We start from the raw sequence: 13,400 nt of genomic DNA, 5'->3' as shown, positions 1-13,400 counted from the left end.
GCGTGCGGCCGGCACGACCGGGTCCGCCAGGTGCACCGTGGCCTCGACCGACAGGCCGGCGCGCAGGCGCGCGAGCCGCGGGTCGGACGCGTCGATCGCGACCCGCACCGGCACGCGCTGGACGACCTTGGTGAAGTTGCCGGTGGCGTTCTCGGGCGGCAGCAGGGCGAACTGCGCACCGGTGCCGGGCGAGAAGCTCTCGATCTGGCCCTCGAAGGCGCGGTCGCCCAGCGCATCGACGGTGAAGGTGACGTGCTGTCCCTCGACCATCTCCCCGGTCTGCGTCTCCTTGAAGTTCGCCACGAGGTAGATGTCGCGGCCGGTCGGCACGATCGTGAGCAGCCCGGTGCCGGCCGAAACGAACTGCCCGACGCGCAGGGCCCGGTCGCCGACCGTGCCGGCGGCGGGCGCGGCGATGGTCGTGTAGCTGAGGTTGAGCTGCGCCTGCTCGACCTTGGCCCGCGCCCCGTCCAGGCTCGCGCGGGCGCTCGCCTCCAGCGCCGTCAGGCTCTCCACCTGCTTGCGGGCGGCGTCCAGCGAGGCGACGGACTTGTCGTGCGCCGCCCGCTTCTGCCTCAGGTCGGCATCGGCCTGCTGCTGGCGCTGGGCGGTGCCCGAGCCGGTCTGCAGCAGGTTCTGGTAGCGGGCGTATTCCTTGGTGGCGAAATCGAGGGCCGCATCGGTGTTCTCGACCTCGGCCTTCGCGGACTGCACCTGCGCTTGCTGCTGGAGGATGGCGGCGGCGGTGCCGAGCAGCTGGGCGCGGTTCTTCTCGACCTCGGCCTGGGCCTGCTTCAACGCGATCCGATACTCGCGGTCGTCGAGCCGCGCGATCGCGTCGCCGACCTGCACGGCCTGGTTGTCGCCGACCAGCACCGTGGCGACGTGGCCGGCGATGCGGGGGGCGACCGTCACCTTGTCGGCCTGCAGGTAGGCGTCCTCGGTTGTCTCGAGGAACCGGCCGACGGTCCACCAGTGCCAGCCGTAGCTGCCGCCCCCGCCGAGCGCGGCCAGGACGAGCAACGGAAGGATCAGCCGCGCGGGACGGCGCTTGCGCGCGGGCGCAGGAACGACGGGGACGGGCGCAGGATCGTCGGTGGATCGTGGTTGCATCGCGGCTGGCCAACAATAAAACGATACGGTATCGTTTTAATACGGTCGGCGGTTCGGGCTGACAAGGAGAAAGTTCATGACGCAGGTCGCGGCCGACGATGCGGAGGCGCAGCCCCGGCGCGGCGGCGGACGGCCGACCCGCGCGGAAGCCGCGCGGCGCGAGGCGCGCATCGTCGAGGTCGCCACCCGCCTGTTCATGGAGCGCGGCTTCGACGCGACCTCGATCGACGCGGTCGCGGAGGCGGCCGGCGTCAGCAAGCCGACGCTGTATTCGCGCTATCGCGACAAGCGCGCGCTGTTCGAGGCGGTGCTCGACGAGCGCATCCGCGAATGGCTGGCCCCGCTCTCGGCCGCGGCCGAGACGCAGGCCCTCGAGGCCAACCCGCGGGACGCCGCGACCGTGCTGGACGAGCTCAGCCGCAACCTCCTCGCCCGTGCCCATGCGCCGGGCACCGCTGCGCTCACCCGCTGCATCGCCGCGCAGGCGATGCAGTTCCCCGATCTGGCGCGGCTCGCCTACGAGGAGGGCTGGATGCGCGGCGTGCGCGCGGTCGGCCGCCTCCTCACAGTGATGGCCGCGCGGGGGCAGATCGCGGTCGACGACGCGGAGATCGCCGCCGACCTGTTCCTCAACCTCGTCCTCGGCCGCAGCGCGAAGCAGGCGCTCTACGGCATCGCGGTCGACCCGGAAGCGCAGGAGAAGCGCCGCCGCGCCGCGGTGGCCCTGTTCCTCGCCGGCTGCCGCCCCCTCGCACCCGAGCGCAGGTGAAGCCGGCGGGCTGGCGAAGAAAGCAGGCTTGCCAAGAAAGTCGAACGTCTTGTTCGAAACTATTCGGGTTTTCGGATCGGCGGGACGGGCCCATCTTCGCTCCATCGGACGGCGGCCACCGGGTCGCCTCGCCTCAGATCGATGGAGCCCCCCATGTCCAGCATCCTCAAGGTTTCGGTTCTCGCCCTCTCCCTGGCGGCCGCCCTGCCCGCCGCCGCGGTCGCGCAGAGCTACACCGCGCCGGCCGGCATCCCCACCGAGACCGCGCCCGGCACGGTCTCCGGCCGCCCCGTCGATCGCGGCGTCGGCCAGGCCGCGCCGAGCGCCTACGATGCGATGGTCACCGGCTCGGTCGGCCGCATCCAGGCGCACAAGCCCGCCCGCCGCTGACCCGGCGGCGCCGACCTTGCTTGCCGGATCGCCGGGGCCGGACGCGCCCCGATCGTTCGAGGATCCCGGCATGCGCGGCCCCGGAACACCGACGCTGGACCAGCTCGGGGTCTTCCTCGCGGTGGTCGAGGCCGGGAGCTTCGCCGCGGCAGGCCGTCGCCTCAACCGGGCCACCTCGGTGATCAGCTACGCGGTGGCCAATCTCGAGCAGCAGCTCGGCCTGCCGCTGTTCGACCGCGACGCGACGCGACGGCCGCAATTGACCGAGGCCGGGCGCGCGGTGCTGGCGGAGGCGCGCATCGTCGCCCACGGCGTCGACGCCCTGCGCGCCAAGGTCGGCGGATTGCTGAGCGGGCTCGAGGCGGAGGTCAGCCTCGTCGTCACCCTGCTGATGCCGGGGCCGCGGCTCGTCGATGCGCTCAAGGCGTTCCAGGCGCGGTTTCCCTCGGTGGCCCTGCGCCTGAACGTCGAGGCGCTCGGCGCGGTGCAGCAGCACGTGATCGACGGCCGGGCGGCGATCGGCATCGGGGTCGAGCTATGGCAGCGGGAGACCGACCCGCTCGAGCTGGTCTCCGTCGGCGAGGTCGAGATGGTAGCGGTCGCCGCGCCCTCCCATCCCCTGGCCGCCGCCGACGGGTCGGTGTCGGGCCTGGCGCGCGAGCACGTGCAGCTGGTGATCTCCGACCGCTCTCCCCTGTCGGAAGGCCAGGAATTTGGGGTGATCGCGCCGCGGACCTGGCGGCTCTCCGACATGAGCTCCAAGCACACCCTGCTGCTGGCCGGGATCGGCTGGGGCAGCATGCCCGCGCACCTGGCGCGCGCCGACCTCGAGGCGGGGCGCCTCGTGGCGCTGAAGCTGCCGGAGGCGACGCGCCGCCTGCTCCCGCTCACCGCGATCCACCGCACCGGCCGCCCGCCCGGCCCGGCGGGGCGCTGGCTCATCCGCCGCTTCGTGGAGCAGGCCGAAGGCTGAGCGCCGCCCTCCGGGCGGCGCTCGCGTCTTCTTGATGCCGCCCGGCGGTCCCCGCCCGGGCCGGCGCGCACGAATTCGGAGCAAAGGCGCCCCCGGTGAGTTCCCTCGCGTGGGGGCGGCGCCGCGCCGTCCGCGCGGGTCGGGGTTCGGTTTCGGAAGGACGGATGGCTCAGGACACGGATCCCACCGGTGACGGGTGGACGCTCGCCAGCTTCACCGCCGCGATCCACCGGGGCGGCGTCGGCCTGTGGGCGTGGTCGCCGGAGCGGCGGCTCGCCCAGCTCGACGGCCTCTGCCGCGCGTTCTGGGACACGACCGAGCCGGTGGTGGGCATCGACGTGCTGTTCGCGAAGGTGAACGCCGAGGACCGCCCGGGCATGATGCGGGACTGGGCGGCGAGCGCCACCGATCCGCAGGCCTACAGCTTCGACTTCCGCATCGGCGACGGCGCCGACGCCCGCTGGATCTCGGCGCGCGGCGTCGGCGGCGAGGCCGGCCGGGTCGGGGAGTGGGTCCAGGCCATCTTCCTCGACATCACCGACCGCAAGCGGGCGGAGGATGCCGAGCGGCTGCTGACCGCCGAGCTGGCGCACCGCGTCTCGAACATGTTCACGGTCGCCCGCGCGCTCACTGCCATCGTCGCCCGCGAGGCCACGTCGACGCCGCACTTCGCCGAGGACCTGTCGCAGCGCTTCGGGGTGCTGCACGAGGCGACCGCCCTGGCGACGCGGTCGAACCGGGCCGACCGGGGCGACGTGCGGCTGCGGGACCTCGCCGAGCGCATCCTGGCGCCGTACCTGAACGGCGCCAACATCGCCGTGGACATCCCGGACGCGGCGGTGGCGCCGCCCGACAAGGTCAACGACTACGCGATGATCGTCCACGAGCTCGCCACCAACTCCGCCAAGTACGGGGCGCTGGCCGGCGGCGGCACGCTCAGGCTGGTCGGTCGCGTCGCCGACCGCGCGCTGACGCTGGACTGGACCGAGGGCGGCGCGCCGTCCGGGACGCCCAAGGCCGACGGGACCGGGTTCGGGTCCCGCCTGCTCAAGCAGACCATCGAGCGCAGCCTGGCGGGGCGGTTCGACCGTACCATCGACGCGGCCGGGCTGCGGTTCCGGATGGTCGTGCCGACCCGATGACCGGCCGGGCCCGCCTTCGGGGCGGATCGATGCCGTTCCCGGTCGCCGATCCGAGACACGCGCGCACCAGCCCGACCCGAATCGCGGTTCAGACCCCATGGCGCTCCTGCTAGACGGCCCGGCGTGACCACAGCACCGCACCAGCCCATGCCGGCCGAGACCGAGGCGAGCCGCGTCCGCCGCGAGACCCACCGCATCCTCTCCGAGATCGCCGGCGGGGCGGACGTCACCGACCCGTTCGCGGCGGCGGTGCGGGCCACGCGCATGCCGATGATCGTCACGGACCCGCGCCAGCCCGACAACCCGATCCTCTTCGTCAACGCGGCCTTCAGCCGCCTGACCGGCTATGCCTCCGAGGAGATCATCGGGCGGAACTGCCGCTTCCTCCAGGGGCCCGACACCGACCGGGACGACGTCGCCCGGGTGCGCGCGGCGATCGCCGCCCGGCAGCCGATCGAGGTCGCGCTCCTCAACTACCGCAAGGACGGCACGACCTTCTGGAACCAGCTTCTGCTGGCCCCGGTGAAGGACGCCGCCGGCGAGGTCGCGTACTTCTTCGCCAGCCAGTACGACGTCACCGCCGACGTGCTGCAGCTCGCGGCTCTGCGCGGCGAGAACGCCGCCCTGTCGGCGGCCCGCGCCACCGACGCCGAGCGCCTGCAGTTCAGCGAGATGGCGCTGCGGCTGGCGACCGAGGCGGCCGAGATCGGCACCTTCGACCTCGACGTGGCCGCCGACGCGCTGACCCTGTCCGAGCGCACCCGCGAGCTGTTCGGCCTCGCCCCGGACGCCGCGTGCGATCGCGCGACGCTTCGCGACGGCCTCCACCCGGACGACCGGGAGACGGTGCTGGCGGCGCTCGCCGCCGCCCTCGATCCGGAGCGGCGCGCGCCGTTCGAGGCCGAGTTCCGCGTGGTCTCCAAGGCCGACGGCACGGTGCGATGGGTGTCGGCCAAGGGGCGCGGCCTGTTCGACGGCCGGGGCCGGGCCTTCCGGGCGCTCGGGACGATGGTCGACGCCACCGGCCGCCGCGAGACCGAGGAGCGCTACACGGCGCTGTTCGAGGCGGTCGACGACGGCTTCTGCATCATCGAGTTCATCGACGGGCCGCACGGTCCGGCGAGCGACTACGTCCACATCGTCGCCAACCAGGGCTACGAGCGCCAGACCGGGATCGCCGGCATCGTCGGGCGGACCCTGCGCGACCTCGCGCCGGACGAGGCCGAGGGCTGGCTCGCGCTCTACGGCGGCGTCCTGCGCACGGGGGAGTCGATCCGGTTCGAGCGCGCGTTCCCGCGCGCGGGCCGCCACATCGAGGTCTCGGCCGCCCGGATCGAGCCGGCGAGCCGGCGCCAGGTCTCGGTGCTGTTCCGGGACGTCACCGGCCGCCGGCGCGCGGAGGCCGACCTCCAGGCCAGCGAGGCGCAGTTCCGGGCCTTCGCCGAGGCCGTGCCGAACCAGGTCTGGGGCGCACGCCCGGACGGCACGCTGCATTGGTTCAACGGCCAGGCCTACGCCTTTACCGGCGCGGCGCCGGGGGCGCTGAACGCGGCCGCGACCTGGTCCGACCTGATCCATCCCGACGACCTGCCGGCGGCGCGCGCCGGTTGGGACCGCTCGGTCGCCACGGGCGAGCCCTACGAGGTCGAGTTCCGCATCCGCGGCGGCGGCGGCTACCGCTGGTTCCTGGCGCGGGCGCAGCCGGTGCGGGACGCCGCCGGCGCTCTGACCCAGTGGGTCGGCACCCACACCGACATCGACGAGCGGCGGCGCCAGGCCTAGGAGCTCGAGCGGCAGGTCGCCGCCCGCACCGCGGAGCGCGACATGATCTGGAAGGCGTCGTCCGACCTGCTCTGCGTCGCGAACTTCGAAGGCCGCTTCGTCAGCCTCAACCCGGCCTGGGCCGCGACGCTCGGCTGGACCGAGGTCGAGATGAAGGCCGGCCCGTTCCTGGAGTCTGGTCCACCCCGACGACCGGGCCGTCACCGAGGCGGCCGCGGCCGGCCTGGCGCGGGGCGACGCCCAGCTGTCGTTCGAGAACCGCTACCGCCATCGCGACGGCGGCTGGCGCTGGCTCTCCTGGAACGCGGTCCCGAACGGCGGCCTGATCTACGCCACCGTGCGCGACGTCAGCGCCGCCAAGGCCCAGGCCGAGGCGCTGGCGCGGACCGAGGAGGCGCTGCGCCAGTCGCAGAAGATGGAAGCGGTCGGGCAGCTCACAGGCGGCCTCGCGCACGACTTCAACAACATGCTCGCGGGCATCGTCGGCTCCCTGGAGCTGATGCAGACCCGCATGCTGCAGGGCCGGATGGGCGAGCTCGACCGCTACATCGGCGCCGCGCAAGGGGCGGCACGCCGCGCCGCCGCCCTGACCCACCGCCTGCTCGCCTTCTCCCGCCGGCAGACCCTGGCCCCCAAGCCGACGGACGTGAACCGTCTGGTCGAGGGCATGGAGGACCTGGTGCGCCGCACCGTCGGGCCGGGCGTGTCGGTCGAGGCGGTCGGGGCCGCCGGGCTCTGGCCGACCCTGGTCGACCCGAGCCAACTCGAGAACGCCCTGCTCAACCTCTGCATCAACGCCCGCGACGCGATGCCGGAGGGCGGCCGCATCGTGGTCGAGACCAGCAACCGCTGGCTCGACCGGCGCGCCGCCCGCGAGCGCGACCTCGAGCCGGGGCAGTACGTCGCGCTCTGCGTCTCCGACAACGGCACCGGCATGGCGCCGGACGTGGCGGCGAAGGCGTTCGACCCGTTCTTCACGACCAAGCCGATGGGCGAGGGCACGGGGCTCGGCCTGAGCATGATCTACGGCTTCGCCAAGCAGTCGGGCGGGCAGGTGCGGATCTACTCCGAGCCCGGCAAGGGCACGATGGTCTGCATCTACCTGCCCCGCCACCTCGGCGAGGCCGAGGCGGTCGAGGCGGTGCCCGACCTGTCGGACGCCGCGCGGGCCAAGCTCGGCGAGACGGTGCTGGTGGTCGACGACGAGCCGACGGTGCGGATGCTCGTGACCGAGGTGCTGGAGGATCTGGGCTACGCGGCGATCGAGGCGGCGGACGGCGCCTCCGGCCTCAAGGTGCTGCAGTCGGACGTGCGCATCGACCTGCTGGTGACCGATGTCGGGCTGCCCGGCGGGATGAACGGGCGGCAGATGGCCGACGCGGCGAAGACCGCGCGGCCCGGCCTCAAGGTGCTGTTCATCACCGGCTACGCGGAGAACGCCGCGCTCAACCACGGCCACCTCGCCCCCGGCATGGAGGTGCTGGTGAAGCCCTTCGCCCTGGAGGCGCTCGCGACCCGCATCCGCGGCCTGATCGAGGGGCAGGCCTGAACGAACGCGGTCCGCTGCGGCGCTCCGCGCGTCCCGGAGGTGCGCGAACCGTTCAACGGAAAAAGGGCGCCCGACGGTAAGTCGGGCGCCCTTCGTCGAGGACACGTCGCGTCGCGGGCGCAACGGCGCCCGCGACCGGCGCCTCAGTAGCCGTAGCCGTAGGCCGGGTAGCCGTAGCCGTAGGCGGGGGCGTATCCGTAGGCCGGCGCGTAGCCGTAGCCGCCGTAGTAGCCCACCGGGCGGCCGTAGCCGTAGCCGCCGTAGCCACCGTAGCCGCCGTAGGAATTCGCCACGATCGCGCCGGCGGCGAGGCCGGCGATGCCGAGGCCGATCGCGGCGCCCGGGCCGATGCCGCGGCGATAGCCGTAGCCGCGTCCGTATCCGCCGCGGAAGCCGACGCCGCGATAGCCGTAGCCGCCGTGACCGAAGCCGCCGTGGCCGTAGCCGCCGCCGTAACCCCAGCCGCGGGCCTCGGCGGGGGCCGATGCCAGCATGCCGAGCCCGAGCAGTGCGGTGGAAGCGAGTGCGAGCTTGCGCATCCAAGATCTCCTGTCTGGGTGAGTATGGCTCTTAAAACGACCTCGGCCGCACCGCGTTCCAACATCGGTGGTGGTTCGACATGTCACAGTGTCGTTGAACCAGCGTACCGGTGAAGGCTCCGGCCTCGCGCGGGAGCGCAAGCGCGCGAGTTCCGGCCCGGCGCCGGGGGCCCGGCCGGGATCTTGCTCCGCCATCCGCGTTGACCGGAGGCGACCGCGTGGAGCATGAAGGCCCGTCGGCGCCGCGGGCACCCGCATGGGAGCTTCCGTCGCCGAAAGCCGTTCTCGGACGGGCATGATGGTGGCGACCATGCCCCATGGAAACGGACGGCATGGACGACGAGATCGAGCGGCTGCGCAGCGAGAATCGGAGGCTCGAGGCCGAGGTCGCGCGCCTGCGCGAGCGGAACGCGTCGCATGTCAGGCTCCCGGATTCCGGCCAGCGCACGTCCGGGGCGGATGTCGACCTGCTGTTCACGGCGGCGGAGAAGACCCGCATGCCGCAGATCGTCACCGACCCGAACCTGCCGGACAACCCGATCGTGTTCGCCAACCGGGCGTTCCAGGCCCTGTGCGGCTACTCGGCCGACGAGCTGATCGGCCGCAACTGCCGCTTCCTGCAGGGGCCGGACACCGATCCGGCGGACATCGCCAAGGTGCGCGACGCCATCGCCGCGCGCCGCGACGTGGTCGTCGAGATCCTGAACTACCGCCGCGACGGGTCCACCTTCCGCAACGAGCTCTACGTCAGCCCGGTCTTCACCGCCGAGGGCCACCTGCGCTACTTCTTCGCGAGCCAGCTCGACGTCACCCGGTTCCGGACCGAGGAGGGCATGCTCGCCGAGAGCGAGGCGCGCTACCGCACCCTGTTCAATGCCCTCGACGCCGGCTTCTGCGTCATCGAGCTCCGGTTCGACGCCGACAGCCGCGCGGTCGACTACCGCTTCGTCGAAGCGAATCCGGCCTTCTCGCGCCACACCGGTCTCGACGACGTGGTCGGCAAGTGGGTGAGCGAGGTGGTGCCCGACCTCGAGCGCAGCTGGCTCGACACCTACGGGCAGGTCGCGATGACGGGCCGGGCCGTCCGCTTCGAGAGCGGCGTCGTCGCGCTCGGGCGCTGGTTCGAGGTCCAGGCCCTGCGCATCGGCGATCCGGTGCAGCACCGGGTCGCCCTGCTGTTCAACGACGTCACCGACCGGCAGAAGGCCGAGAGCGTGCTGCGCGACACCGCCCGCGACCGGACCACGGAGCGCGACTTGGTGTGGCGGGCGAGCCGCGACCTCCTCGTTGTCTGCGGCTTCGACGGCCTCTACCGCTCGGTCAACCCGGCCTGGCACGAGATGCTGGGCTGGTCGGCCTTCGATCTCGTGCGCACGTCCTTCAGCGACTACGTCCACCCCGAGGACAGGGCGGCCGCGACCGCGGCGTTCGAGCTGCTGCGGGAAGGCCAGGTCCTCGACAGCCTCGACGTGCGCATGCTCACGGCGGACGGCGACTTCCGCTGGGTGTCGTGGAACGCCATCCCGCAGGAGGACCACTTCTACGCCGCCGGCCGCGACGTCACCGAGCGCCGCGCCCTGGAGGAGCAGCTCCGGCAGTCGCAGAAGCTGGAAGCGGTCGGCCAGCTCACCGGCGGCGTCGCGCACGACTTCAACAACCTGCTGACGGTGATCCGGTCCTCGACCGACCTGCTCAAGCGCCCCGACCTGCCGGAGGAGCGCCGGCAGCGCTACATCGGCGCGATCTCCGACACCGTCACCCGCGCCGCCAAGCTCACCGGCCAGCTCCTCGCCTTCGCCCGGCGCCAATCCCTGACCCCGGAGGTGTTCGACGTCGGCCGCAGCGTCGCCTCGGTCGCCGACATGGTCGGCACGCTCACCGGCGCCCGCATCCGGGTCGTCACCGACGTGGCCGCGAACCGGGACGGTCGCGGGAACGAGGTGCCCTACCTGATCGACGCCGACCCGAGCCAGTTCGACACGGCCCTGGTGAACATGGCCATCAACGCGCGCGACGCCATGGACGGCGAGGGCCGCCTCGACATCGGCGTGCGCCGCGCCTCGGCGATCCCGGCGGTGCGGGCCCATCCCCGCATCCCCGGCGACTTCGTCGCCGTCTCGGTCCGCGACACCGGGACCGGCATCGCGGCGGCCGATCTCGATCGGATCTTCGAGCCGTTCTACACCACCAAGGGCGTCGGCCAGGGCACCGGGCTCGGCCTGTCGCAGGTGTTCGGCTTCGCCAAGCAGTCGGGCGGCGAGGTGCTGGTCGAGAGCACGCTCGGCCGGGGCACCACCTTCACGCTCTACCTGCCCCGCGAGGTCGGGCGATCCGTGGCGATCGAGGAGGACGGCGAGCCCGAGCCCCTGGCCGACGGGCACGGCACCCGCGTCCTCGTGGTCGAGGACAACCAGGAGGTCGGCTCCTTCGCCACCCAGGCCCTGCGCGAGCTCGGCTACGAGACCGTGTGGGCGATGAGCGCCGAGGAGGCCCTCGCCGTCCTGTCCGCGTCGCCGCGCTTCGACGTGGTGTTCTCCGACGTAGTGATGCCCGGGATGAACGGCATCGACATGGCGCGGGAGATCCGCCACCGCCACACCGGCCTGCCGGTCGTCCTCGCCTCCGGCTACAGCCACGTGCTCGCCGAGCAGGGCACCCACGGCTTCCCGCTCCTGAAGAAGCCGTACTCGGTCGAGGACCTGTCCCGCACCCTGCGCCGGGCGGTCACCCGGGCGGCCTCGCCGGGGGCCTGACGCGCGGGCCCCGCCCCTCGATCACGGCGCTCGCGCAGATCCTGCCGCGCGGCGTGGCCGCGACCGGCTCCGCGCGGGCCGGATCACCCGGAGACCCGTCCCGCATGCCCCGTCGCATCCTCATCACCGGCGCGAGCGTCGCCGGAAACACCGCGGCCTGGTGGCTCGGCCGCCACGGCTTCGACGTCACCGTCGTCGAGCGGGCGCCGGGCTTCCGCGACGGCGGCCAGAACGTCGACGTCCGCGGGGTCGGGCGCGAGGTCCTGCGCCGCATGGGCCTGGAGCAGGCGGCGCTCGCCCGGGGCACCGGCGAGCAGGGCACCGCCTGGGTCGACGGGCGGGGCCGGGCGGTCGCGGCCTTCACCATGGATGCCAGCCTCGGCGACGGCCCCACCGCCGAGATGGAGATCCTGCGCGGCGACCTCGCGCGGCTCCTCTACGAGCCGGCCCGGGAGCGCGCGACCTACCGCTTCGGGGATCGCGTGACCCGGATCGACGACGGAGCGGAGGCCGCGACGGTGACCTTCGCCTCCGGGGCGAGCGAGCGCTACGACGCCGTCCTCGTCGCCGAGGGCGTCGGCTCGACGACGCGCGAGCTCGTGTTCCCCGGCGAGGCCGACCCGCGCTGGATGGATCTCGCCATCGCCTACTTCACCATCCCGCGGACCGCGGACGACGACCGGATGTGGCGGTGGTTCAACGCGCCCGGCGGCCGCGGCATCTCCCTGCGCCCCGACCAGCACGGCACCACCCGCGCGATGCTCACGCTGCGGCAGCCGCCGGGCGGCGAGCAGGATTGGGGCGCCGACCGGCAGAAGGCCTACCTGCGGCAGCGCTTCTCCGATGCGGGCTGGCAGGCGGTGCGCGTCCTTTCCGGGATGGAGGCCACCGCGGACTTCTACTTCGACGTCCTGCGCCAGGTGCGAATGCGGCGCTGGTCCAGCGGCCGCGTGGCGGTGACCGGCGACGCGGCCTGGTGCGCCACGCCGCTCGCCGGCATCGGCACGACGCTGGCCGTCACCGGCGCCTACGTCCTCGCCGCCGAGCTCGCCCGCGGCGACGACGTCGCCGCGGCCTTCGCCGCCTACGAGCGCGCCATGCGCCCGATGGTCGAGGACGGGCAGGGCGTGCCCAAGATCGCGCCGAAGCTGATGAACCCGAACAGCCGGCTCGGCATCAGCCTGCTCCACCGCGTGCTGCGCATCGCCAGCCGGCCGGGCCTCCGCCGCCTGGCCTCGAAGCTGTCCACCGGCCGCGCCAAGGAGCCGGACCTGACCGGCTATCCCGATCCCGCCGGCGCCTGACGCGGGCCGGCGGGGCGGATCGGGCGCTCACGCACGCGTGGCCACGGCGTGCGCGGCCCCGGCCCCCCCGGCGCGGATCCCGCATCGGTCAGCCTCGGTAGCGCAGGGCCTCGATCAGCACCGCGAGCGCCGCCGCGGGCTGCCTGCGGCTCGGATAGTACAGGTGGTAGCCCGGGAAGGGCGGGCTCCAATCCTTCAGCACCCAGGTCAGCGCCGCGCTGTCGAGATGGGGCTGCACCTGATCCTGCGGCAGGTAGGCGATGCCGAACCCGTCCAGGGCGGCGCGCTGGATCATGCTCACCGTGTTGAACACGACCTGCCCGTCCACGCGAACCCGGACCTCGCGCCCGTTGGCCGCGAACTCCCAGGCGTACAGGCCGCCATGGGTCGGCAGGCGCAGGTTGATGCAGGCGTGGCCGGTCAGGTCCTGCGGCGTCCGCGGCGCAGGCCGGCGCGCGAGGTAGGCCGGCGCGGCGACCGCCGCCATGCGCATGTCCGGCCCGATCGGGACGGAGACCATGTCCTTGGCCACCACCTCGCCGAGCCGCACCCCGGCGTCGAAGCGCCCGGCGACGATGTCGGTCAGGGCGAAGTCGGTGACCAGCTCCACCTGGATGTCCGGGTACCCGGGCAGCACCCTCCGCAGCGCCGGCCACAGCACCGCCGCGACCGCGTGCTCGTCGGCGTTGATCCGCACGGTGCCGGCCGGCGTCTCGCGCAGGTCCGTCACCGCGACCAGGCCGGCCTCGATCTCCGCGAGCCGGGGCCCGACGGACCGGATCAGCCGCTCGCCCGCCTCGGTCGGCGCGACGCTGCGCGTGGTGCGCGTCAGCAGCCTCAGGCCCAAACGCGCCTCGAGCCCGCGGATGGTCTGGCTGAGCGCGGGCTGCGACAGGCCGAGCTGCGCCGCCGCCCGGGTGAAGCTCCGCGCGCGCGCGACCGCGACGAAGGCGAGCAGGTCGTTCAGGTTCTCCCGCGCCATTCATGGAGTCCGGCGCATCGCCGCGTGCGCATTCCGGCATCTAACGCCCGTCCGGCGCGCGGCCAGCGTGGGCCGGAGGTCCCGCCGACGAGCCCGACGGTGGC

The 13,400-nt window shown here is 73.4% G+C and carries 11 protein-coding genes; 8 read left to right on the top strand and 3 right to left on the bottom strand.

The features are described from left to right. The coding region (locus FV230_RS15895; RefSeq protein WP_246694870.1) for an HlyD family secretion protein at positions 1-1,023 on the bottom strand (1,023 nt) is incomplete at its 3' end. Between the two features lie 166 nt (positions 1,024-1,189). On the opposite strand from FV230_RS15895, the gene FV230_RS15890 reads away from it, so the two are divergent. The 6 genes from FV230_RS15890 to FV230_RS30345 all read left to right on the top strand — a co-directional run bounded on the left by FV230_RS15890 (position 1,190) and on the right by FV230_RS30345 (position 7,718). Next, positions 1,190-1,882, top strand: a complete 693-nt coding sequence (locus FV230_RS15890) for a TetR/AcrR family transcriptional regulator (protein WP_147843083.1) — start codon at positions 1,190-1,192, stop codon at positions 1,880-1,882. Positions 1,883-2,035: 153 nt separating this feature from the next. Further along, positions 2,036-2,272 (top strand): hypothetical protein, encoded by a 237-nt coding sequence (locus tag FV230_RS15885; RefSeq protein WP_147843082.1) that lies wholly within the window; start codon positions 2,036-2,038, stop codon positions 2,270-2,272. A gap of 70 nt (positions 2,273-2,342) precedes the next feature. Beyond that, entirely contained in the window at positions 2,343-3,245 is a 903-nt protein-coding gene (locus FV230_RS15880; protein WP_147843081.1) for a LysR family transcriptional regulator, read from the top strand. A 164-nt stretch (positions 3,246-3,409) separates the two neighbouring features. Continuing rightward, the gene (locus tag FV230_RS15875; protein ID WP_147843080.1) at positions 3,410-4,387 is read left to right on the top strand and encodes an HWE histidine kinase domain-containing protein; all 978 of its coding nucleotides are present in this window, start codon (positions 3,410-3,412) and stop codon (positions 4,385-4,387) included. A gap of 123 nt (positions 4,388-4,510) precedes the next feature. Further along, the gene (locus FV230_RS30350; protein ID WP_281408292.1) at positions 4,511-6,169 is read left to right on the top strand and encodes a PAS domain S-box protein; all 1,659 of its coding nucleotides are present in this window, start codon (positions 4,511-4,513) and stop codon (positions 6,167-6,169) included. Positions 6,170-6,344: 175 nt separating this feature from the next. Further along, positions 6,345-7,718, top strand: coding sequence for an ATP-binding protein (locus FV230_RS30345; RefSeq protein WP_348642141.1), 1,374 nt, complete (start codon positions 6,345-6,347; stop codon positions 7,716-7,718). A gap of 143 nt (positions 7,719-7,861) precedes the next feature. Here FV230_RS30345 and FV230_RS15865 read toward each other — a convergent pair whose 3' ends face one another. Further along, positions 7,862-8,257, bottom strand: coding sequence for a hypothetical protein (locus FV230_RS15865; protein WP_147726794.1), 396 nt, complete (start codon positions 8,255-8,257; stop codon positions 7,862-7,864). 332 nt (positions 8,258-8,589) lie between these two features. Here FV230_RS15865 and FV230_RS15860 point away from each other — a divergent pair, with 332 nt between their 5' ends. Next, on the top strand, positions 8,590-11,010 hold the full coding sequence (locus FV230_RS15860) for a PAS domain S-box protein (RefSeq protein WP_147843079.1): 2,421 nt from the start codon (positions 8,590-8,592) through the stop codon (positions 11,008-11,010). Between the two features lie 104 nt (positions 11,011-11,114). Continuing rightward, the gene (locus FV230_RS15855) at positions 11,115-12,314 is read left to right on the top strand and encodes an FAD-dependent monooxygenase (protein WP_147843078.1); all 1,200 of its coding nucleotides are present in this window, start codon (positions 11,115-11,117) and stop codon (positions 12,312-12,314) included. Between the two features lie 88 nt (positions 12,315-12,402). Here FV230_RS15855 and FV230_RS15850 read toward each other — a convergent pair whose 3' ends face one another. Beyond that, positions 12,403-13,296: a LysR family transcriptional regulator gene (locus FV230_RS15850; RefSeq protein ID WP_147843077.1), complete on the bottom strand. Its 894-nt coding sequence runs from the start codon at positions 13,294-13,296 to the stop codon at positions 12,403-12,405. Between the last annotated feature and the right edge of the window lie 104 nt (positions 13,297-13,400).

It is taken from the genome of Methylobacterium sp. WL6 (assembly GCF_008040095.1).
GTDB lineage: Bacteria > Pseudomonadota > Alphaproteobacteria > Rhizobiales > Beijerinckiaceae > Methylobacterium.
This window is presented reverse-complemented; position numbering and strand designations above follow the sequence as displayed.

Bases quoted from the DNA above. Each gene is read 5' to 3' on its own strand.
- FV230_RS15855 (WP_147843078.1), top strand. From the start codon at position 11,115: ATGCCCCGTCGCATCCTCATCACCGGCGCGAGCGTCGCCGGAAACACC.
- FV230_RS15890 (WP_147843083.1), top strand. From the start codon at position 1,190: ATGACGCAGGTCGCGGCCGACGATGCGGAGGCGCAGCCCCGGCGCGGC.
- FV230_RS15880 (WP_147843081.1), top strand. From the start codon at position 2,343: ATGCGCGGCCCCGGAACACCGACGCTGGACCAGCTCGGGGTCTTCCTC.
- FV230_RS15885 (WP_147843082.1), top strand. From the start codon at position 2,036: ATGTCCAGCATCCTCAAGGTTTCGGTTCTCGCCCTCTCCCTGGCGGCC.
- FV230_RS15865 (WP_147726794.1), bottom strand. From the start codon at position 8,257: ATGCGCAAGCTCGCACTCGCTTCCACCGCACTGCTCGGGCTCGGCATG.
- FV230_RS15850 (WP_147843077.1), bottom strand. From the start codon at position 13,296: ATGGCGCGGGAGAACCTGAACGACCTGCTCGCCTTCGTCGCGGTCGCG.
- FV230_RS15875 (WP_147843080.1), top strand. From the start codon at position 3,410: ATGGCTCAGGACACGGATCCCACCGGTGACGGGTGGACGCTCGCCAGC.
- FV230_RS15860 (WP_147843079.1), top strand. From the start codon at position 8,590: ATGGACGACGAGATCGAGCGGCTGCGCAGCGAGAATCGGAGGCTCGAG.